This is a genomic window from Nitratireductor luteus, assembly GCF_026162365.1.
In the GTDB taxonomy this organism is placed as follows: Bacteria; Pseudomonadota; Alphaproteobacteria; order Rhizobiales; family Rhizobiaceae; genus Chelativorans; species Chelativorans luteus.
In genome coordinates this window covers 320,489-341,514 of sequence record NZ_JAOANW010000001.1, presented here as the reverse complement: position 1 = coordinate 341,514, position 21,026 = coordinate 320,489, and the positions used below count along the sequence as shown (strand labels likewise).

The following is a 21,026-nucleotide window of genomic DNA, read 5'->3' as shown; positions in this document are numbered from 1 at the left end:
TCTAGATCATTTCACCGTTTCACGGAAACGACAGGATGATCCAACTGGCTGATTCCACTCGGTTCCGGACGGAAAACCGGTTCCCATTTTTCCTGGGGTCGCTCCAAGCTCGCCGAATCTAATGCCGGCGGGCGAGCTTTACATTGGAATCGGGTGCTGGACCATATTCCAAAGATGCGGATGCGTGCGCGCGCAGTATCGTTGTGGGTAAATCCTCTGCCGAAACGGGGCGGCCGTAGAGAAAGCCCTGGCCTATGTCGCAATGTACGGCCTTCAGGATGCGCTCCTGCTCGACGGTTTCGACGCCCTCCACGATGACCTTCGCGCCGATTTCCTCGGCGAGCATGCGCACGGCGCGGATGATGATGAGGTCGAGTGGCTCGTCCAGAACCGAGCGAACGAAGCTGCGGTCGATCTTCAACTCGTTCCAGCGGAAATTGCGCAGATAGGCGAGCGAGGAATATCCGGTGCCGAAATCGTCGAGGGCGATCGACACGCCGATGGATTGCAGCTCGTGCAAGGCGACGACCACGCGCTCCGCGTCGTGCATCAGGACGGATTCGGTGACTTCCAGCTTCAGGCGGCTGGCAGGGAGGCCGGTTTCGCCAAGTATTGTGGCAACCGTGCTCACCAGTTTGTCGTCCATGGTTTGCGCCACGGACAGGTTGACGGAAACGGGAATGTCGTCCGGGAAAAGGAGAGCGTCGCGGCAAGCCTGCCGCAGAATCGAATAGCCCAGCTCGACGATGTCACCCGTGGACTCGGCTATGGGAATGAACTCCACAGGGGAAATGTCGCCCAAGGTGGGATGGCGCCAGCGCGCCAGAGCTTCCGCGCCGCTCAGGCGACCGGTCGCAAGGTCCACCTGTATCTGGTAGTTGGCGAATATCTGGCCGGCATTGATTGCCGTCACCAGATCGCGCTCGATATGGCGCTGCCGTTCAATTTCGTTGCGCAGCGCCCGATCGAAATGCACCACCTGTCCCTTGCCGCGAGACTTGGCGACACTGAGCGCAAGGTCGGCGTCGAGTATGAGATTGCGGTCCGGATCGTCGGTGATGTCGCTGACCGCGATGCCGATCGATGCGGCAACCGACGCGGGAACCTTTCCGAGTTGCACGGGCTCTTCGACCGCCCGCCGGATATCTTCGGCGATGACGACGGGGCACGAACCTTCCGGCAAGTTTACAAGCGCAACGAACTCGTCGCCGCCGAAACGCGAGACGATGTTGTTCTTGTCGAACTTCCTGGCTGCCCGAAGGAGGCGGTCCGCGACGATCTTCAACAATTCGTCGCCCGCCGTGTGGCCAAGCGTATCGTTGACCGCCTTGAAGCCGTCCAGATCGATCGCCAGAATGCCTATATGGTCTTCTTCGCTCCGTGCCGGACCGCGCATCGCTTTCATTGAGGCAACGAAAGCGCGCCGGTTCGGCAGTTTGGTCAGGGCGTCGTGGCGCGCAAGGAAGCCGTTGCGTTCGGCAATCGCGCGCGCGGTCCGATGGGCGCGCTGCAGCGAGCGGTTCTGGAAGAATATCGCTGCCAGCAGCCCGCTGCCGACCGCAAGGACGAGGACGAAGATAAGGTTCTGGTTGCGCTGGTTCTGCCTGAGATCTTGGTAGGCGCGTGACGACTCGATGACGCCGGCGGTATGGGCATCGCCGCCGATGCCGTCGATGGCGGCGCGCGCCGTCTGGAGTTCCGCCAGGATATGGCGCTGGGCTGCCGGATCCTCGAGACTGGCGAAATAGTTCGACAATCCGTCGATCCGCCGCTTCAATTGAGCCAGCTGGGCCGCCCTGTCCGGGCGGCTGTCCAGGAACTTCTTGAAGACGCCGCGATCCCACATATCGAGCCGCCCCTGCAAGATCTGATAGTAAAGACGCGCATTCTCGCGGTCCTGCGTCGTGCCGCTTACGGCATAGCGGGCGACGTACTTCTCCAGCGTCGTCGCTTCGAGGCGCCCGTGCATTCCGATCCAGGACAGGTCGAGTCTCAGCGAGCGTTCCGCGGCGTTCTTCGATACTTCCAGAGACCAGAAGTGGCTCGCAGCGACCACGGTGAGGAAGATCAGCGTGCCACCTGCAAGGTAGCGAAATCTCGTTATCCAGCCCATCACATGCTCAAGGAGTGACGGTTATCCGACGCACCTGCCAGGCGGAGCGGGCGTGATAGAGCTCGTCCTTGAGCATTGGGCGGTCGTCGAAAGGATAAACAACGAAGAGGGGCCCCTTGTCGGCGATCGGCATATGGTCGCCGTTTCTCCTGAAGGCCAGTATGACGCCGTAGTCGTTGAAGTCGACAAATGGAATTTCGGTCACGTAATTGTTCAGCGCAAGGACCCGGGCCGTGCCCCCCTTGGCGCCGACAGCCTCCATTAGCGCCGCCATCGGTACGCCCTCGAAAGAAACGACGCCGTCCTCCCACGGCATGGACGTGGCAATGGTCGCCGACGGCATTTGCTCGAGCTCTTCGAGCGTATAGTCGATGCTGCCGCCCTCTATCGCACCGTCGATCGTCAGCACGACCGCGTCTTCCGCGGCGGCTGTGAGCGGTGCAGCCAAAAGCAGACTCGAAACGAAGACGGCGTAAAGTAGCTTGATCATCAGAAAGCCCCCATTTGGAGACGGATTATGCCGGTTAATCCTCTACAGCGAGTAAAGCTGTTGCCGCGCCCATCGTGCGTTTTCCAACACGGCCATCAAGAGCGCGCGGCCGATTGAGCAAAGAATTGGCGCCGAGACGGCGCATCATGTATACATGGTGCCGGAAAAGAGATGGAATCACTGTGGAAAAGTCCTCAAGCAACACGCATGCTGCACGCGCGATGATCGAGCTCAGGCAGCGGATATTCGACGGCAGTCTCGCCGGCGGAACCCGCCTCTTCGAGGTGCCGCTCGCCGAGGAGCTCGGGATTTCGCGAACGCCTGTGCGCGAGGCCATGTCGAGGTTGGCCGAGGAGGGGCTGCTCGACCGCGCCCGCGGCGGCGGGTTCGTGGTGCGCAGCTTCCGCTACAAGGATGTGGTCGACGCGATCGAGTTGCGCGGGGTGCTGGAGGGTACGGCTGTGAGGCTGGCGGCCGAGCGTGGCGTCGACTCGGCAGCGCTGATACGCATACACAAGACGCTCCTGCGCCTCGACCGCTGCTTCGGCCCCGAGCCGGGCGACGTGGATGTGGAAAGCTACCGGGAGTTCAACGGCGTCTTCCATGAGGAGCTAGCGACGCTTTCGGGCAGCGACGTGGTGTTGCGCGAGATCGATCGGGTGAACCGGCTGCCCTTCGCCTCGCCCACGGCTTTCCTGCCCGACAGGGGATACCACCCCAACTTCCGGCTGACGCTGCCGGCGAACCAGGCGCAGCACCGGGCCATCGTTGCCGCTATCGAGGCGCGGGAAGGGGCGCGGGCCGAGGCGCTCGCGCGTGAGCACGCGCGCGCCGCGCGCACCAATCTGGAATATTTCATGGCCGAGCACAGCAACCTGATCGGAAGCGTGCCGGGCCTTGCCCTCGTCATGAACTGACGGACCGCCTGAAGGGCCGGCGCTAGCGCGCGCCGCAACTACAGCATCGGCCAGAAAATCGGAATCGGTTTTTCGAAGAGCCCGATGAGCAGATTCCAAAATCGGAGTGGCCCTTGTGCGCCCGAATGGACGGGCAGCGCTCCGAGGGCGTTGTCCTCCATAAGCGCTCGCGCAGACCTTTTTCGTTAGATCGTGCTTGCAAAGCATGGGGGATTGGGGCAGCATCATGTATACATTTTGATGTTCACTTGGGAGGAGCGATCATGGCTGCAACGTCCAGTCTTCAGGCAATTATAGAGGAAAAGGGCAACATCGTCCCCGTCCTGCGCAATTCGAAAGTCGGGATGTATGTATACCCGGTTGTGGCCTCCGAGTTCACAAACTGGCGCGATGAGCAGCGTGCCTGGCGCGACGCCGCAGTCCTTTTCGACCAGTCGCATCATATGGACGAGCTGATCGTCGAGGGACCGGACGCAGCACCCTTCCTCGAACATGTCGGCATCAACAGCTTCACCAATTTCGACCTCAATCGGGCCAAGCATTTTGTTCCCGTCTCGCCGGCCGGGCACGTGATTGGCGACATGATCATCTTCCGCGAGCGCGAGGACAAATTCGTGCTGGTCGGCCGGGCGCCGACCGCCAATTGGGTAAAGTTCCAGCAGGCAATCGGCAGTTGGAAGGTGCGGCTGGTTCACGATCCGCGTTCCGATAGCCGCCCCGACGGCAAGGCGATTTATCGCACCCATTACCGGTTCCAGATCCAGGGGCCCGATGCCAACCGGATCCTGGACAAGATCAATGGCGGCCCGGTTCCAGACATCAAGTTCTTCCATGTCGACTGGATCAATGTGGGGTCACGCCGCGTACAGGCCTTGCGCCACGGCATGGCCGGGGCGCCGGGTCTGGAAATCTGGGGCCCCTACGCGGACAAGCACTATATTCAGTCCACCATTCTCGAGGCGGCCCGCGAAATCGGGGTCGATTTGCGCCAGGTGGGGGCCAGAGCCTATTCCACCAACACGCTGGAGTCCGGCTGGATTCCTTCGCCGCTGCCCGGCATCTACACGGGCGACGGCATGATGAAGGCGTATCGTGAGTGGCTGGGAGCAGACAGCTACGAGGCGGCGGGCTCGATCGGTGGCAGCTTCGTCAGCGACAATATCGAGGACTATTACGTAAACCCGTTCGAGCTGGGTTACGGCTTTTACATCGGATGGAAGTCCGACTTCATCGGCAAAGAGGCGTTGCAAGGGATGAAGGATCGGAAGAACCGCAAGAAGGTGACCTTCGAGTGGAACCGTGACGACGTGCTGAAGGTCATTGCGTCCGGCTTCGAGGACGGCATGCCTTACAAGTGGATAGATTTCCCGCAGCCGAACTATGCCTCGTCCAGCGCCGACATGATCATGCGCGACGGCAAGATGGTCGGCATGTCGATGTTCAACGGCTACAGCTTCAACGAGCGCTGCATGCTGTCGCTCGGCGTCGTCGACGCGGACATCGAGGAAGGCGACGTGCTGACCCTCATCTGGGGCGAACCCGACGGCGGCACCGAAAAGACCTCGACTGAGCGGCACAAGCAGGCGGAGATCCGCGTGCGTGTCTCCCCCACTCCCTATTCCCGCATGGCACGGGAGGAATATGCCGACAGCTGGCGCAAGAAGCAGGGCGCCTGAGCGGGGATCCTGCCGCCGGCCAACCCTCGACAACCGACAGAAAAAGAAGCTTATCTTTCACATGTCTGACCCCGCACCCGCGATTGCGGAAAGGGACTGCACGATCAGGGAGGAACTCAAATGCTTGAAAACAATCTGTTGCGTCACACCGCACGGGCAGCAGTTGCCGCGGGCTTTGCGACGATGCTGACGGCTGCGCCGCTCTCGGCCGAAACCCTGAAGCTCGCGCATTTCGTCTCGCCGGCGCACACGGTCAACACAGCGGTCGTCGAGCCGCTGGCGAACGGCGTGGCGGAGGATACGAACGGCGAACTGACCATACAGACCTATCCCGGCGGCGAATTGGGCGCCGGGCCCATGGAACAATATGTGCGGGCGATGCAAGGCGTGGCCGACATCACCTGGGGCCTTCAGGGCTACACGTCCTCGCAGTTTTCCAAGACCATGGTCGTCGAGATGCCCGGCGCGATCCCCGAAGGCATGACCGGCTACGACCTGTTGTGGAACGCCTTTGACGAGCATCTGGCAGATGAATACCCCGGCACGAAGCCGCTCGCGCTCTATGTTTCCGAGCCTAACATCATCATCATGAAGGGCCGGCACGTCCGCACCCCCGCCGACCTCAAGGGTCTCAAGATCCGTGTGTCGGGCACTATCGCCGGGTCGGTGGTGGAGGCGCTGGGCGCCACGCCGGTGCAGATGCCGGCAGGCGAGATCTATAATGCGCTGCAGACCGGCCTGATCGACGGTCTGATCACCGGCGCGAGCGCCGTCTCCGACTTCAAGCTCGACGAGGTGGCCGACAGCTACACGCTCGGCGCCCCGCTCGGCCATATCAGCTTTTACCTGGTGATGAACCAGGCCCGGTATGACGGTCTGTCCGACGAATTCAAGGAGGCCATCGACGCACATAGCGGGAGGGAGTTGTCGAAGAGCGGCGAGGAAGGCTGGAACGCGCGCGCCGTGGAGACGATCCAGGCTCTTCGCGATGCCGGTAACAACACGGTAGTCGATCTCAACCCGGAGGAGGTGGAGGCCTTTGCCGAACTGACGCTGCCGGTGACCGAGAAGCTCATCGCCGAAATGGGGGCCGAAGACGTGCTCGCCGCCATGCGGGGGCAATAGCTTCCCATGCTGTCCACCCTGCGGCGGCTCGCGGACGGGCTGATCGGCCTGTCCGCAACGATCGGATCGCTCGGCCTCATCTTCCAGGTGGTGGTGATCCTCGCGGACGTGACCGGCCGGCATTTCGGGCGGCCGCTGACGGGCGCACAGGATCTGTCGCAGATGGCGATGGTTATCCTCGTCTTCGGAGCGATGGCGCTGTGCGACCGGCTCGGCGGCCACATCGCGGTCGACATTTTCGAGACCAGTTTTCCCCCGTGGTTCAACCGCCTAACCGATGTCGTGAGCGCGCTCATCGGCGTTCTCATCTTCGTGGGGATCGCCTGGACCGTGTACGAATCCTCGAAACTCTCGCAGATGCTCAACCTTTCAACCAACGTGATCCGGCTGCCGAAAGTCTACTTTCAGTGGGCGCTGTGTGCGTTCAGTCTCGTCGCCGCGCTCGGAATGCTGCTGCGGACCGCTGAACTCATCCTGGCAGGTCGCGATATCCGCAAGGAGCCGGCATGAGTTCCATGATGGTCGGCGGCGTCGGCATGGCGATCCTTCTCGCCCTGCTCGTGCTGCGCGTGCCGGTGGCGTTTGCCATGTTCGCCGTCGGCTTCTGCGGCATCGCCGTCCTCAACGGCATACCATCGGCCATGAGCCTTTTGGCATCGGAGAGCTTCACGCTTGCCTCCTCCGCCGAACTTGTGGTGGTGCCGCTTTTCATCCTGATGGGCAATGTCGCCTCGGCGACCGGCATGAGCAGCCGGCTTTACGACGCGGCCTATGCGATCGTCGGTTCGATCCGGGGCGGCCTGGCCTCGGCGACGATCATCGGCTGTGGCGGCTTTGCCGCTCTTTCCGGCTCCTCCGTCGCCTCGGCGCTCACCATGGGCAAGGTCTCGCTCGCCGAGATGAAGCGCTTCAACTACGATTCCCGCCTTTCGACCGGAGCGGTGGCCGCCGGTGGCACGCTCGGCATCCTCATCCCCCCTTCGACGGGCTTCGTGATCTACGCCATCCTGACCCAGCAATCGATCGGGCGGCTGTTCCTGGCGGGCGTTCTGCCCGGCCTGATGCTGCTTGTGCTGTTCGTGCTGCTGATAAGCGTGATGTGCTGGCTGCGTCCCGAACTCGGGCCCAGCGGACCGCGCACCACCATGCGGGAAAAGACGAAGGCGCTGGCAGGCGCCGTGCCTATCCTCAGCGTCATCCTGCTGACCATCGGCGGTATCTATGGCGGCATCTTCTCGCCGGTGGAAGCGGCGGCGGTGGGCGCGGGCCTGATGATCCTGACGGGCGCGCTCGCGCGCAAACTCACTCTTGGAACGCTCTGGTCGGCAACGAAGGATTCCGTCGTCACGACAGCGACGGTCATGCTCATCCTCATAGCCGCCCACCTGCTCAACCCGTTCCTCGCCCTAAGCCACATCCCGCAGGCCGTCGGCACGTTTCTCGGCGGGCTCGATATCCCCGCCCTCGGTGTGCTCGGGCTGATCCTTGCCTGCTATCTCGTCCTCGGATGCTTCATCGAGGGCTTTGCAATGCTGGTGCTGACCATGCCGATCTTCTTTCCGGTCATCACGATGCTCGGCTTCGATCCGATCTGGTTCGGCGTCCTGGTTGTCGTGACCCTGGAGATGGGATTGATCTCGCCGCCCGTGGGCGTCAACGTTTTCATCGTGAAATCGGTCGCGCCGAACGTGCCGCTGGGCAAGATATTCATCGGCGTGCTGCCTTTCTGGGGCGCGATGCTGGTGGCGCTCGGTCTGCTGGTCGCCTTTCCGCAGATCGCCCTCTTCCTGCCCAACAGCATGATCCAGTGAGTTGGAGCCATGCCAAGGAGAGCGGATTTGACTGAACCCTGCTTCGACGTCGCACATCTTGGACATGTGGAATTGCTGACCGACCGCTTCGAGGAAAGTCTCGACTTCTTCGTGCGCGTCTATGGGCTCACCGAGAGCGGGCGCGACGAAAACTCGGTCTACCTGCGCGCGTGGGACGACTACGAGTTCCACTCGCTCAAGCTGACGCGCTCGGATACCACCGGCATGGCGCATTGCGGCTACCGCACCTCGTCGGAAGCCGCGCTGCATCGCCGGGTGAAGGTGATCGAGGAGATGGGGCTCGGCATCGGCTGGACAGACGGCGATCTCGGTCACGGCCCCTCCTATCGCTTCAACAGTCCTGACGGGCACGTCTTCGAGCTCTATTGGGAAACCAACAAATATGTCGCGCCGCAGGGCGAGAAGCCGGCGCTGAAGAACATCGCCCAGCGCTATCACGGCCGCGGGGTGGCGCCTCGCCGGATCGACCATTTCAACCTGCTCGCCAGCGACGTGTCGAAAATCCGCGACTTCATGGTGAAGGCAATGGGCAGCCGTGTCACCGAGATGATCCGTCTCGACAATGGACGTATCGGCGGCTGCTGGTTCACGGTCAACAACAAGGGCTACGACATGGCCTGCACGGAGGACCGTTCCGGCGCGCGGGGCCGTTTCCACCATATCACCTACGCCACCGACCACAGGGACGATATCCTGCGGGCGGCCGACATCTTTCTGGAGAACGGCGTCTTCATCGAGACCGGCCCGCACAAGCACGCCATCCAGGGAACTTTCTTCCTCTACGTCTACGAGCCGGCCGGAAATCGGGTCGAAGTCGCCAATGCCGGTGCGCGGCTGATCCTCGATCCCGACTGGGAGCCGGTCGTCTGGACGGAGGCCGAGCGCAGGAAGGGCCAGGCCTGGGGGCTGAAGACGATCGAATCCTTCCACACACACGGTACGCCGCCGGTGGCGACGAAAACAGACTCTGCGAAATCGTGATTTCGGGAACGCAAACCGTGGCCAATTACATTCTCACCCTCCGCTGCAAGAACCGCCCCGGCATCGTGGCCGCTGTCGCGGCGCAACTTGCCGAACATGGCGGCGATATCACCGAGGCGCATCAGTTCGACGACGGCCAGACCGGCAATTTCTTCATGCGGGTGGCCTTTTCCATGGAGCCGCCGATTGAGGCCTTCAAAGCTGCCCTCGGCCCTCTGGTCGAACGCATCGGCCTTCAATGGACACTGCGCCTGGCCGGAGAGAAACGGCGCATGCTCATCCTGGTCTCGAAGTTCGACCACTGCCTGGGTGACCTGCTTTACCGTATGCGGATCGGTGAACTGAATATGGAGGTGGCGGGCATCGTCTCCAATCATTCGCATGAGGCGCTCAAGCTAACGGTCGACGAGGGCATCCCGTACCACCACTTGCCCGTCACCAGGGAAACCAAGCGCGAGCAGGAAGCCCGCGTGAAGGCTGTGATCGAGGATACGGGCGCGGAACTGGTCGTGCTGGCGCGCTACATGCAGGTGCTGTCGGACGACCTTTCGACCTACCTTGCCGGCCGCTGCATCAATATCCACCACAGCTTCCTGCCGGGCTTCAAGGGCGCCAAGCCCTACCACCAAGCGCACGAGCGCGGAGTGAAGATGATCGGCGCCACGGCGCATTACGTGACCAGCGATCTGGACGAGGGACCGATCATCACCCAGGACGTGGAGCACGTCACCCACGCCGACACGCCGGACGATCTCGTGCGCAAGGGCCGCGACATCGAGCGCAGGGTGCTCGCCCGGGCGGTGGCCTGGCATCTGGAGGATCGGGTGCTTCTCAACGGCCAGAAAACCGTGGTGTTCGGCAAATAACCAGGCTTGGCTGAAATCGACAGAACACGCCGCTTCCCCATGATTGTATTCATGGAGCGCGGCATTTCCGGCTATTTGCATACCTTTGAAAGGCTCTCTCAGCGGATAACAGCGGTAAAAGCTGGTTTTAGTGCCTCGCACCTGAAAAGCGTTTCCTTTCCCGCCTCTATCATGTATACATACATGGATGCATGGTAGAGGTGCCTCATGGCCTGGCTGAACTTTCCGAGACGCGCCACAGGCGACGTAGCTGCCTTCGCTCCTGGCCTGAATGACCTGCTTTCCAGCTATTCGATCGAGGTCGTGCCGCGCACCGCCGCGAAGGTCGAATCCTTCGCGGATCTCCTGCCGGAGAACACACGAGTATACATCGCCCATATCGAGGGCACCCCGATAGACGATATGGTCGCGACTGCGAGGCGGCTTGCCAAGGAAGGCTTTCCGGTAATGCCGCATTTCCCGGCCCGCATCATTGGGGACAGGGCCATGCTGGAGGACTGGATCCGCCGATACCGGGACGAGGCCGGCGTCAGCGAGGCGCTGATACTGGCCGGCGGCAGGGCCACGCCGCAGGGCGAATTCGAAAGCTCGATCGAGCTTCTGGAGACCGGCCTCTTCGACAAATACGGTTTTCGACGCCTGCATGTGGCAGGCCATCCCGAGGGCAACAGCGATATCGATCCCGACGGATCCACGCGCCAGGCGGATGCAGCCCTTGCCTGGAAGCAGTCCTTCAGCGAGCAGACCGATGCCGAAATGGCCATCGCCACGCAATTCTTCTTCGATGCAAAGCCGGTGATCCGCTGGTCCGAGAGGCTGCGGGGGGAGGGCATCACGCTGCCGATCCATGCGGGCGTCGCGGGACCGGCCAAGCTGCAGACGCTGATCAAATATGCGCTTGCCTGTGGCGTTGGTCCCTCGCTCAAGGTCCTGCAGAAGCGGGCGATGGACGTTTCGAAACTCATGCTGCCTTATGAACCGGGCGAAGTCCTTTCGGAGCTTGCCGCCTATCGTGCATCCCATCCGGACAGCACGATCGAGCAGGTCCATTTCTTCCCGCTCGGAGGAATCCGGGCTGCTGCCGAATGGGCCAATGAACATGGTGAGCCGATTCGGAAAGTGGGCGCTGCCTAGGGCGCCATGCTCCGTTGCGGAAATTGAAGAGAGGGAGGGGAAATGCGTTCGCCCTTCCCAGCGGGCACTCCCTTCATCGATTCTTGTTCTCGTATGATAAAAACGCGTTCAGCCGCTCCAGAACCAGGTCCGGAGCTTCAAGCTGAGGCAAATGGCCGACACCGGGCAGCGTTTCGAAGGACGCCTGTGGGATCAGCGCGTGGAGCGCTTTGCCTCGCGCCAGCGGGATCCACGGATCGTCCTCGCCCCAGACGATTTCGACCGGGCATCGAATATCCGCGAACACCGGCTCGACTTCGGCGGTATAATTTTCGTCGGCTTGCGCGAACTGCCGATAGAAGCTCCCTCGACCCTCTTCGGAAAGCCATGGCTCGATAAGCTTTTCGAAATCGCCGGAACCGATGTCGTTGACGAGCGCCCCTTTGATGTAGGCTTCGACGACCGCCTTGTGGATGTGCGGTGGCAGCCCCATGAACGCCTCCACATGACGGCCTACATGATCGAAGAACTCCGATCCCCACGGGCGCATTGCGACGACATTCATCAGGACATACCGGTCGAAGTCGCAGCCGTGCAGCAAGTGCGCTCGCAATGTCGTCGCTCCGCCCATGTCGTGGGCGACGACGATGGGACGTTCAAGCCCCCAATGCACAAGCATCTCGGCGAAGACCTTTCCCTGCACATCGAGCGACGTGCGCTGCTCGGCGCCCTTGTCGGATTGCCCGTATCCGGGCATGTCGTACCAATGGACCCGATACCGGCTTGCAAGGCCTGGAATGATCCGATGCCATGAGAACGAGGACCACGGCCAGCCGTGGGCCAGCACGAGCGCACGCCCGCTGCCAAGCCGCCCGGCTGCCACCGTACCCGCAGATGTCTCGACGGCCTCATTGAGTTTCCACGACATTGGATGTGCACCTGGATCAGGAGGACGATTCAGCGAAACCTTATCCTGCCCCTAGCGCCCGAGAGCGGCAAGCCAATCCCCAAAGCTCTCCATGTCATCGGGGGTCTGCAAGCCACTATATGCGCTGTGCTCAGCCGTTGCATGCTCCCGTGCTTCGCGCGGGCTGTAGCCGAATTCGAGCTTGAACGCGCGGCTGAAGTTGGCCGGGGAATCGAAGCCGGCAGCCTCCGCTATTTCCAGGATGCGCTGGTTGTTGGCCGGATCGCTGAGCGAGGCATGGGCCGCCAGCAGCCGTTTTCTTGTTATATAATGCAGGACGCCGCCGCTGGGCTCGAACAGCTGGTATAGCCGGGTGCGGGAAATGCCAAGTTCCTGGCACAGGCTTTCGGGCGTAAGGTCGGGTGAGGCGAGGTGCTGCCGGATGTAACGGCGCCCCCGCTCCATGAGGGCCATGCCGTGATGCTCCGTTGCGTGCTTGTGCTCGACCGAAGACAGGCTCGCGGTCACCATGTCGCGCAGCGTATGGACAATTCCAGGGAGATCCTCCGCGACAAGACTGTGCAGCGAAGCCTCCAGGCTGCCGATATAATCGTTCAGCAGCTGAGCCAGATTGCCTGACAAGATCGAATTGTTGGCAGCATCGAGAACCGGTGCCGAGTCGCCAAAGAGATCGCGGGGCAGGTAGATCACAACGGCTTCCGCATCGATGGTTCGGCCCCGAAAGGAGTGCCCAAGCGTCCTGAACGTCGCCTTGCCCGGCTCGTTCTGCACGACATATCCATCTACCTCCGTCCAGCTTCGTCCGCTGCGCAGTATGCTGATGAACCAGTGATCGATGGGGCTGGCGTGAAGCTTGGTTGTCGACCGCCGGTAACTATGTGCGGGCACGCGCTGCTGCACAATGAGCACGCTACCCAGGTTCCAGGCGACGTGATCGACGGGAAAGCCGTCTCTGGGTCCCTTATCATCGGGTAGCCGATACTCGGCGACCATCTCCATATAGGACTGCCAGGCGCTGAACTGCTGCTTTTTCGGCAAATCCCGCGTGGAAAACTTGAGCGGCTTCAGAACGGGCGGTCCCTGTATCGAAGGTGCTTCCCCGGCTATCCGCTCTTCCCGCGGCCAGCGCCGCCGCTCCGGCCTCGGTTCCGCCGTGGTGGAATCGGCCCTTTCGATCTTCCTGTCAGGAGTTTGAGAGTCCCGCCCTTGAATCATCTTCCACCTTGGCCTCCCTCATGGCTGTCGGTTCTCGGAGATGCCCGTTACCAATTACATACAATAGTTGGTGATGCATTTGGTTCCAAGTCAAAAGGGAACTCAGGTGATCGGCTGGAGCCTTCCCGCAGATATGAAAAAATGTACGCTGTGATAAATTTGCGGATTCTGGGGTAACGACAGACCTCTTCCGGAAGCATATTTTCTCGGTATGTCTGGAGAGCCAGCCAGTTCTTGGAAATAACAATAATATATATATAGCTATCCCGCAAGAAGACTAGAAGCATCTAAGTATAAAAAGATGAGGATGGCGCATGCGCTGCCCTCACGAGGTGCTTATTGCCATCCGGGGGCTAAACACCATGCTTGCAAATCTGGGATCGAAACGAATTCTTGTGACGGGTGGTGCGGGTTTTCTCGGCTCGCATTTGTGTGAGGCCCTCCTGCGATCCGGCCATCATGTGATCTGTCTAGACAATCTTTCCACGGGTCTCCGCCGGAACATCGAGCATCTGACAGACACCGAACACTTCAGCTTCATCAAGCACGACATAGTCACGCCGATCGCCCTCGAAGTCGATCAGATTTTCAACCTCGCCTGTCCAGCATCGCCCCCACACTACCAGGCAGACCCGATACATACGACGAAAACGAGCGTGCTGGGCTCGCTGAACCTTCTCGAACTCGCTCGCCGCCGCAATGCACGCTTTCTCCAGGCCTCCACCTCGGAAGTTTATGGTGATCCCAATGTGCATCCGCAGGTTGAAGGCTACTGGGGCAATGTCAACCCGTTCGGTCCCCGTGCCTGCTACGACGAAGGCAAACGGTGCGCCGAGACGCTCTGCTTCGACTATCACCAGAGGCATGGCGTCGAAGTGAAGATCGCGCGCATCTTCAACACCTATGGACCGCGCATGCGGCCCGATGACGGTCGTGTCGTTTCCAACTTTATCGTCCAGGCGCTGAAAGGAGACGACATCACCATCTATGGCGACGGCAGCCAGACCCGTTCCTTCTGCTTCGTGGACGACCTGATTGACGGCTTCCTGTGTCTCATGGCCTCCCCGGCTTCTTTCACGGGGCCGGTCAATCTCGGCAATCCTTGCGAGTTCGCCATCGGCGAGCTGGCCGAACAGGTGATCGAACTCACGGGGTCGAGGTCGAGGATCGTGAATCATCCGCTGCCGACAGACGATCCCCGCCAGCGCTGCCCCAATATCTCTCTAGCCATGCGGGAGCTGGGTTGGCAGCCCCGCGTGACACTCTTCGAGGGTCTCGGTAGGACGATCCGCCATTTCGATGGCCTGCTGGCAAACGCCGCCTCCAAACTCGTCGAGGTCGCATGATGCCCGCTGATCGTATCCTTGTTACCGGCGGCGCCGGCTTCATCGGAAGCCATACCGCAAAGCTGCTCAGCGCCAGCGGTATCGAACCTGTGGTGTTCGACAACCTGTCCACCGGAAACCGGTCCTCGGTGCGCTGGGGGCCGTTTGTTCAGGGTGACATCCTCGACACTTCCTTGCTTGCCCGAACAATCGCGCACTACAAGCCGGCGGCGGTCATCCATTTCGCGGCCTGCGCCTATGTGGGCGAATCCGTCGAGCAGCCGGCCAAATACTACCGGAACAATATCACCGGAACCCAATCGCTGCTTGACGCCTGCCGCCAGGGTGGGCTCGGCAATGTCATCTTCTCCTCAAGCTGCGCGACGTATGGAGTGCCGCCGCATCTTCCTATCGTCGAAGACGCTCCACAGTCACCGATCAACCCCTACGGCCGCACAAAGCTGATCGCCGAGCACATGCTGCGCGATTATGCGGCGGCCTATGGCCTGCGCTACGTGGCTCTTCGCTATTTCAACGCCTGCGGAGCCGACCCCGAGGGCGAGATCGGCGAATGGCACGATCCGGAGACGCATCTTATCCCGCGGGCCCTGATGGCCACGGCGGGTGCGATCCCGTTCCTCGAGGTCTTCGGCGATGATTACGAAACCGCCGATGGTACCTGCGTTCGGGATTATATCCATGTCTGCGATCTGGCGCAGGCCCATGTCCTTGCCTACGAACACCTGGCGGCAGGAGGGGGCAACCTGGCCGTCAATGTGGGCACCGGTCGCGGCACGTCAATTCGCGAGATCCTTGCCGCGATCGGCCGCGTTACCGGTCGGAAGGTGCCTATCCGCATGTACCCACGGCGGGCGGGCGATCCGCCGGCGCTCTATGCCGACCCGAGTCTGGCACGTACGGCGATCGGCTTCTCTGCCCGACACTCTGACCTCGATACGATCATGCGGACGGCCTCGCCCTTCTTCGGACTGGAGGTGCGGCCACAATGAACGTTATCTCCAGGCGCCCTGTCAGGTCCGCCGACGCGGGCACCGCGCCGCTGCTGGTCTCCGTTTTCACCGCATACCGCAAGGCCGAGTACCTCGTGGGCGGGGTGGTCTGGGCTGCGGCCCTCTTCTATTTCTGGGCATGGTGGCTGACACCCGAGCATCATTTCAGTGTCGCTGGCTCGGTTCTGATCACTGGGGTACTCGCCTGGGTAACATTTCTACCCGCCTATTTTCTGGCGGTCTTCTATCGCGGCCGAAAGCCGAACGGCCCGCTGCGTCTCCCCGCGGAAAGTCGCAGCGCCATGGTCGTAACCAAGGCACCGGCCGAACCCTTCGCCGTGGTGGCGCAGACGCTGAAGGCGATGCTCGCCCAGCAAGTGCCGCACGACACATGGCTGGCGGATGAAGACCCTTCTCCCGAGACGTTGGACTGGTGTCGCAGGCACGGCGTGTTCGTCTCCACCCGCAAGGGACGGGCCGACTATCATCGTACCAACTGGCCGCGGCGCACGCGCTGCAAGGAGGGTAACCTCGCCTTCTTCTATGACCACTACGGCTATGAGCGTTACGACTTCGTCGCGCAGCTTGACGCCGATCACGTGCCCGAGCCCGGTTATCTCTTTGAGGTGCTGCGGCCCTTTGCGGATCCTGCCGTCGGCTATGTCTCCGCACCCAGCATATGCGACCGCAATGCGCATGAAAGCTGGTCCGCGCGCGGCAGGCTCTACGCGGAAGCAAGCATGCACGGCTCACTTCAGGCCGGGTACAATGGCGGGCTCGCTCCGCTGTGTATCGGCTCGCACTATGCCGTGCGCACCAAGGCGTTGAAGCAGATCGGCGGCCTCGGTCCCGAGCTTGCCGAAGACCACTCCACGACCTTAATGATGAACGCCCATGGCTGGCGCGGCGTGCACGCGCTGGACGCGATCGCCCATGGCGACGGGCCGCGCACCTTTGCCGATCTCGTGACCCAGGAATTCCAGTGGTCGCGCAGTCTGGTCATGCTGCTCCTCCAGTATTCGCCCAAATACGTGCGCAATCTGCCGCCGCGCCTGAAATTCCAGTTCCTGTTCTCGCAACTCTGGTATCCGCTGTTCTCGCTCTTCATGGCGCTGATGTTCGCGATGCCGATCATCGCGCTGCTGCGCGGCGAGATCTTCGTTGGTGTTACCTATCCAGCCTTCCTCGCCCATTTCGCGCCTGTCTCGGTCGTCCTGATCCTGATGGCCTATCGTTGGCGCAGCGGCGGCACGTTCCGTCCGGTCGACGCCAAGGTGCTGAGCTGGGAGGCGATGCTCTTTCTCCTGGCACGCTGGCCCTGGGCGCTTGCGGGATGTGCGGCGGCCGTTCGCGACTGGCTCACCGGCTCTTTCGTCGATTTCCGCGTTACACCCAAAGGCACCTGCGAAGTGGATGCGTTGCCCATACGTGTGCTCGCTCCCTACGGCATGCTCTCGCTTGCCTCGATACTGCCTGTGCTGACCGTGGAGGATGCTGGCGATACGCGCGGCTTCTATCTTTTCGCCATCGTCAACGCGGCGCTCTACGCGGTCCTCCTGCTGGTGATTGTAAGCCGGCACGCCCGTGAGAACGCCGTCAGGATGCGGACCCGCTTCTATCGGCCGGCGCTAGCGGCAAGCCTCCTCGCTCTCTTCGTGCTGCCTGGGATGGCCACGGCCGAGCGCGGGAAACAGGGACTCGAAGCCCTCTCCTGGGGTGCGGGAAATCTCTACCTCTTCGAAGACCGCTATTCGGTGGCCGGCGCCGGCATCGGCCAGCCAGGACTGCGCAGGAGCGTCTTCAACCCGAGATGGCGGCACGCGAAACCGAGCACGACACACTGAAACGAAGAAGGGGCGCTCTGCGCAGGATCCCATGAAAATAGCAGTTATCGGAACCGGATATGTCGGCCTGGTCAGCGGCACCTGCTTTGCTGAATGGGGCAACGAGGTGGCCTGCGTCGATATGAACGCGGAGAAGATCCTAGGCCTTCGCCGGGGCAAGCTGCCGATCTATGAGCCCGGATTGGACGAACTGGTCGAGCGCAACTACGCCGAGGGGCGGCTGTCTTTCACCACGGACATCGCCAAGGCGGTGAAGGACGCTGCCGCCGTGTTTATCGCGGTTGGCACGCCTTCGCGGCCCGGTCACGGGGATGCCGATCTATCCTTCATCTACATGGCGGCCAAGGAAATAGCGCCTCTGCTCGCGGAGAACGCCGTGGTGGTGGTGAAATCCACCGTTCCGGTCGGCACAGGTGATGCGGTTGAGAAAATCATCGCAGTCAAGCGCCGCCGCGGCACCTTCTCCGTGGCTTCCAACCCGGAATTCCTCAGGGAAGGCGTCGCCATTCGCGATTTCCTCGAACCCGATCGCGTCGTGATCGGGGTTGCCGACGAGCGTGCCCGCGAGGTCCTGATGGAAATCTACGGCGCGCCGCTGGCGCAGGTCGATGCCCCCATCGTCGTGGCAAAGCGGCGCACCTCCGAACTCATCAAATATGCTTCCAACGCCTTCCTGGCGACGAAGATCACCTTCATCAACGAGCTTGCCGATCTCTGCGAGCAGGTGGGCACCGACGTGGAAGAACTTGCGCTGGGCATGGGACTCGACAAGCGTATCGGCGCGAGCTTTCTCAATGCCGGTCCGGGTTATGGCGGATCCTGTTTTCCCAAGGATACGCTGGCGCTCCTGCGTACCGCACAGGATCATGGCGTGGCCCTGCGGATCGTTCAGGAAACGGCAAGCGCCAACGAAGCACGCAAGCGCAGGATGGCGCTCAAGGTGATGGATGCCATCGGGGGCAATATCGACGGCCTCACCATCGCTGTCCTGGGCCTCACCTTCAAGCCCGACACCGACGATATGCGCGAGGCTCCATCCGTGCCGCTGATCGAAACGTTGCAACGCTTCGGCGCCATTGTGCGCGCGCATGATCCGGTCGGCATGGAAAATGCCGCGCGGATGCTCGAAAATGTCGAACTCCTCGAAGACCCTTACGAGTGCGCGCGCGGCGCCGATGCCGTTGTCATCGTCACGGACTGGGACAGCATCCAGAACCTCGATCTTGTCCGCCTGCGGCGGACGATGCGCTCGCCTGTTCTGGTCGACCTGCGCGGCGCGTTCAAGGCAGGCCTGGCGGAAGAAGCGGGCTTTCACGTCTCCGCCATCGGTCGCCCGGCTCTGCGGCCGGTCGAGCTCTCGCCGGGCTTTCCCGACACCAGATATCGTCTGCCCGGCGCAAGCGAGGCGAGTGGTCGCGTCCTTGGAGGAAGATATGACCACTAGGCAAGCCATCGGACGTGCTCACCGCCCTTTCAGGCACACTGTGCCGAAGGACAGCGACGAGTTCGCAAAGCTCGTGCGCGAAGATTTGGTCTCTTCAAAACTGGAGTTCGCCGAGAGGCCCCAAGGATGGCCTTGAGAAGACGTCGCTCCAGCAGCAGACGACGGACGATGCAGAGAGAAAAATGGAGAACCAAGATGAACAGAACATTGAAAACAGCAGCCCTTTCGGCTGCAGCCATAGTGGCATCGGGAGTCGTGTTCGCGGCCAACAGCCCGCGCGGTATTCCCGATCCGAACTCGACCACAGCCGGAACTCCATCCGACAAACGGCCGGTCGTTACCCCGTCATCCATCTCGTTCGGGGCCTATGATCCCCATGGGGATTTTGGCGAAGATCCCAATTCGACAATCGAACATCTCTTCCTCCCGTGGGAGGACGTGGACCTTTCCACCCTCGCCATAGCGGACGAATATGCATTGGCGCGCGGCCGCTCGCTTCTGATCAGCGTGGAGCCGTGGTCCTGGGATCGCGACTGGCGGGTGTCGTCGGGAGAACTCTATAGCGGCATTGTGAGCGGCCGCTATGACGCCAATGCGGCAGCGGTTTGCTCGCAGGTGGCAGGACTCCAGAGCCCCGTTACCGTCCGTTTCGCGCAGGAAATGGATGAGCGCGACAACCAGTTCACCTGGGCGCAGTGGTCCGGCCCCGAGTATATCAGGGCGTATCGGCGCTTCGTGACCGAGTGCCGCAAGCACCTGCCGAACGTCGAGTTCATGTGGTCGCCGAAGGGCAATGCGGATCTTCAGGACTACTATCCCGGCGACGATGTCGTGGATGTGATCGGCCTGTCGGTCTTTGGCTACCAGCCCTACGACCAGGAGCAAACCGGGCGCGACCAGACTTTCGCGGAGCGTCTGGCGCCCGGCTACAATCTGGTCAAGGGCTACGGGAAGGCGATCGTGGTCGCCGAGCTTGGCTATGAGGGCGACCAGGCCTACGTCCGCCGATGGGCGGAAGCAGTGACCAAGCGTCACGCCGAGTTCCCGGAACTCACGGCCGTCGTCTACTTCAACGACCGCGAGGTCTATCCGTGGCCGGACAATTTCGGACTCCCCAACTGGCGGGTTGTCGAGGAATCGACGAACTGATGCACAACAAGTCCGAACAAAGGAGTATTCCCATGTCTCGTGCAGCACTCATGGCAGCTGCCGTTATCGCCGGCCTCGGGGCCGGCGCCTTCGACATCGCGACGACCTCGGCCCATGCCAAGGAGGCCCAAGCAGCACGGCCACTCACCAGCGGCGAAGTCTACCAGCTCTATGCCAACCGCTCGTGGATCTGGAAGGAAGGCGCCGGATTTTTCGCCGTGAAGAAGCGTGAGTTCAGCGCCTGGTCCCGTGAAGGAGGGAAGGCTTCTTACAGCATTGGCCGCTGGTTTATCACAGCGCCCGGCAAGCTGTGTTTCAGGGCCGAATGGCGCGCGGCGGATGGTTCCGCTCCGGCGGTAACCTGCTTCAGCCACCGCGAAAAAGACGGTGTCATCTACCAGAAGCGCGAGCCGGATGGCCAATGGTACGTCTTCAGGCAGATGCCAGCCAGGAAGAGCGATGAATACGCCAAGCTACACCGGGGCGACTATGTCATTACCCGGATGCGCCGGATTGAAACAAAGCTCGGTAACCGCTAAAGCCCGTTGCCTATCCAGCTCGTGGAGCCCGCCGCATCACCAACTACCGGGAGAAGGTGGCCAGCAAGCACTGGCTTCTCCCGCCCCTTGCCGACTCATCGCCGAGCAGAGCGCGTGAAGCATGTGGACGTACGTCCGAAACCGCTCGGCGTGCAGATATAAGGTGCGCTACCGAGATATTGGCCGCTTGCCAGCTTCACCGTAGGCCGCGTGCTGGTCGCTTTGGCCTTTACCGCCTTCTTCACGACCGGCTTCTCCACCGATGCCGAATATGCATATGTTCTGAGGGAGTGGGATGAAAGCGTCGTCGCCTCGCCGGAACCCAGGTTGGAGCATCCAGCCATCGGAATGAGAAAAAATGCAGCTCCCACTATAGAAAGTATACGTGTGGAAGTGGGGGTGCGGCTCCGATATTTATAGTGCCTTTGGGTTGCATTATTTACCATGAGAAGCCCTTTT

General features: G+C 61.5%; 19 protein-coding genes. 15 read left to right on the top strand and 4 right to left on the bottom strand.

Going from position 1 to position 21,026, the window contains the following annotated elements; all coding sequences use genetic code 11:
* Nucleotides 1–118: 118 nt before the first annotated feature.
* Nucleotides 119–2,113 carry a putative bifunctional diguanylate cyclase/phosphodiesterase gene (locus tag N1058_RS01725; protein ID WP_265515748.1) on the bottom strand — a complete coding sequence of 665 codons (1,995 nt, stop codon included), beginning with the start codon at nucleotides 2,111–2,113 and terminating at the stop codon, nucleotides 119–121.
* 7 nt (nucleotides 2,114–2,120) lie between these two features.
* Entirely contained in the window at nucleotides 2,121–2,603 is a 483-nt protein-coding gene (locus N1058_RS01720) for a putative pterin-binding protein (RefSeq protein WP_265515747.1), read from the bottom strand.
* Nucleotides 2,604–2,785: 182 nt separating this feature from the next.
* On the opposite strand from N1058_RS01720, the gene N1058_RS01715 reads away from it, so the two are divergent.
* The 9 genes from N1058_RS01715 to N1058_RS01675 all read left to right on the top strand — a co-directional run bounded on the left by N1058_RS01715 (nucleotide 2,786) and on the right by N1058_RS01675 (nucleotide 11,134).
* A complete protein-coding gene (locus N1058_RS01715; RefSeq protein WP_265515746.1) occupies nucleotides 2,786–3,520 on the top strand; it encodes a GntR family transcriptional regulator in 735 nt (244 codons plus the stop codon).
* A 263-nt stretch (nucleotides 3,521–3,783) separates the two neighbouring features.
* Nucleotides 3,784–5,196, top strand: a complete 1,413-nt coding sequence (ligM, locus tag N1058_RS01710; RefSeq protein ID WP_265515745.1) for a vanillate/3-O-methylgallate O-demethylase — start codon at nucleotides 3,784–3,786, stop codon at nucleotides 5,194–5,196.
* Between the two features lie 120 nt (nucleotides 5,197–5,316).
* On the top strand, nucleotides 5,317–6,321 hold the full coding sequence (locus tag N1058_RS01705) for a TRAP transporter substrate-binding protein (RefSeq protein WP_265515744.1): 1,005 nt from the start codon (nucleotides 5,317–5,319) through the stop codon (nucleotides 6,319–6,321).
* A gap of 6 nt (nucleotides 6,322–6,327) precedes the next feature.
* Nucleotides 6,328–6,831, top strand: a complete 504-nt coding sequence (locus N1058_RS01700) for a TRAP transporter small permease (RefSeq protein ID WP_265515743.1) — start codon at nucleotides 6,328–6,330, stop codon at nucleotides 6,829–6,831.
* Entirely contained in the window at nucleotides 6,828–8,132 is a 1,305-nt protein-coding gene (locus N1058_RS01695; RefSeq protein ID WP_265515742.1) for a TRAP transporter large permease, read from the top strand. The genes N1058_RS01700 and N1058_RS01695 overlap by 4 nt, the downstream gene beginning before the upstream one ends.
* A 27-nt stretch (nucleotides 8,133–8,159) precedes the next feature.
* Entirely contained in the window at nucleotides 8,160–9,134 is a 975-nt protein-coding gene (locus N1058_RS01690; RefSeq protein WP_265515741.1) for a catechol 2,3-dioxygenase, read from the top strand.
* A 17-nt stretch (nucleotides 9,135–9,151) separates the two neighbouring features.
* The gene (gene purU / locus N1058_RS01685; RefSeq protein WP_265515740.1) at nucleotides 9,152–10,000 is read left to right on the top strand and encodes a formyltetrahydrofolate deformylase; all 849 of its coding nucleotides are present in this window, start codon (nucleotides 9,152–9,154) and stop codon (nucleotides 9,998–10,000) included.
* Between the two features lie 6 nt (nucleotides 10,001–10,006).
* Nucleotides 10,007–10,198, top strand: coding sequence for a hypothetical protein (locus N1058_RS01680; protein WP_265515739.1), 192 nt, complete (start codon nucleotides 10,007–10,009; stop codon nucleotides 10,196–10,198).
* Nucleotides 10,199–10,207: 9 nt separating this feature from the next.
* Entirely contained in the window at nucleotides 10,208–11,134 is a 927-nt protein-coding gene (locus N1058_RS01675; RefSeq protein ID WP_265515738.1) for a methylenetetrahydrofolate reductase, read from the top strand.
* Between the two features lie 73 nt (nucleotides 11,135–11,207).
* Here the strand turns inward: N1058_RS01675 and N1058_RS01670 are convergent, their stop codons facing one another.
* Both N1058_RS01670 and N1058_RS01665 read right to left on the bottom strand, forming a co-directional pair.
* The gene (locus N1058_RS01670; protein WP_265515737.1) at nucleotides 11,208–12,041 is read right to left on the bottom strand and encodes an alpha/beta fold hydrolase; all 834 of its coding nucleotides are present in this window, start codon (nucleotides 12,039–12,041) and stop codon (nucleotides 11,208–11,210) included.
* A 51-nt stretch (nucleotides 12,042–12,092) separates the two neighbouring features.
* Nucleotides 12,093–13,256: a helix-turn-helix domain-containing protein gene (locus N1058_RS01665; protein ID WP_265515736.1), complete on the bottom strand. Its 1,164-nt coding sequence runs from the start codon at nucleotides 13,254–13,256 to the stop codon at nucleotides 12,093–12,095.
* Between the two features lie 362 nt (nucleotides 13,257–13,618).
* Between N1058_RS01665 and N1058_RS01660 the strand changes: the two genes are divergently transcribed.
* From N1058_RS01660 to N1058_RS01635, 6 genes are all read left to right on the top strand, one after another.
* Complete coding sequence (locus N1058_RS01660; RefSeq protein WP_265515735.1) at nucleotides 13,619–14,602, top strand: UDP-glucuronic acid decarboxylase family protein; 984 nt, start codon at nucleotides 13,619–13,621, stop codon at nucleotides 14,600–14,602.
* The gene (galE, locus tag N1058_RS01655) at nucleotides 14,602–15,591 is read left to right on the top strand and encodes a UDP-glucose 4-epimerase GalE (protein ID WP_265515909.1); all 990 of its coding nucleotides are present in this window, start codon (nucleotides 14,602–14,604) and stop codon (nucleotides 15,589–15,591) included. The genes N1058_RS01660 and galE overlap by 1 nt, the downstream gene beginning before the upstream one ends.
* Complete coding sequence (locus tag N1058_RS01650) at nucleotides 15,588–17,435, top strand: glycosyltransferase family 2 protein (RefSeq protein WP_265515734.1); 1,848 nt, start codon at nucleotides 15,588–15,590, stop codon at nucleotides 17,433–17,435. The genes galE and N1058_RS01650 overlap by 4 nt, the downstream gene beginning before the upstream one ends.
* A gap of 31 nt (nucleotides 17,436–17,466) precedes the next feature.
* On the top strand, nucleotides 17,467–18,879 hold the full coding sequence (locus tag N1058_RS01645) for a UDP-glucose dehydrogenase family protein (protein ID WP_265515733.1): 1,413 nt from the start codon (nucleotides 17,467–17,469) through the stop codon (nucleotides 18,877–18,879).
* A gap of 195 nt (nucleotides 18,880–19,074) precedes the next feature.
* Nucleotides 19,075–20,028: a glycoside hydrolase family 26 protein gene (locus N1058_RS01640; RefSeq protein WP_265515732.1), complete on the top strand. Its 954-nt coding sequence runs from the start codon at nucleotides 19,075–19,077 to the stop codon at nucleotides 20,026–20,028.
* On the top strand, nucleotides 20,028–20,567 hold the full coding sequence (locus N1058_RS01635) for a DUF995 domain-containing protein (protein ID WP_265515731.1): 540 nt from the start codon (nucleotides 20,028–20,030) through the stop codon (nucleotides 20,565–20,567). The genes N1058_RS01640 and N1058_RS01635 overlap by 1 nt, the downstream gene beginning before the upstream one ends.
* Nucleotides 20,568–21,026 lie beyond the last annotated feature (459 nt).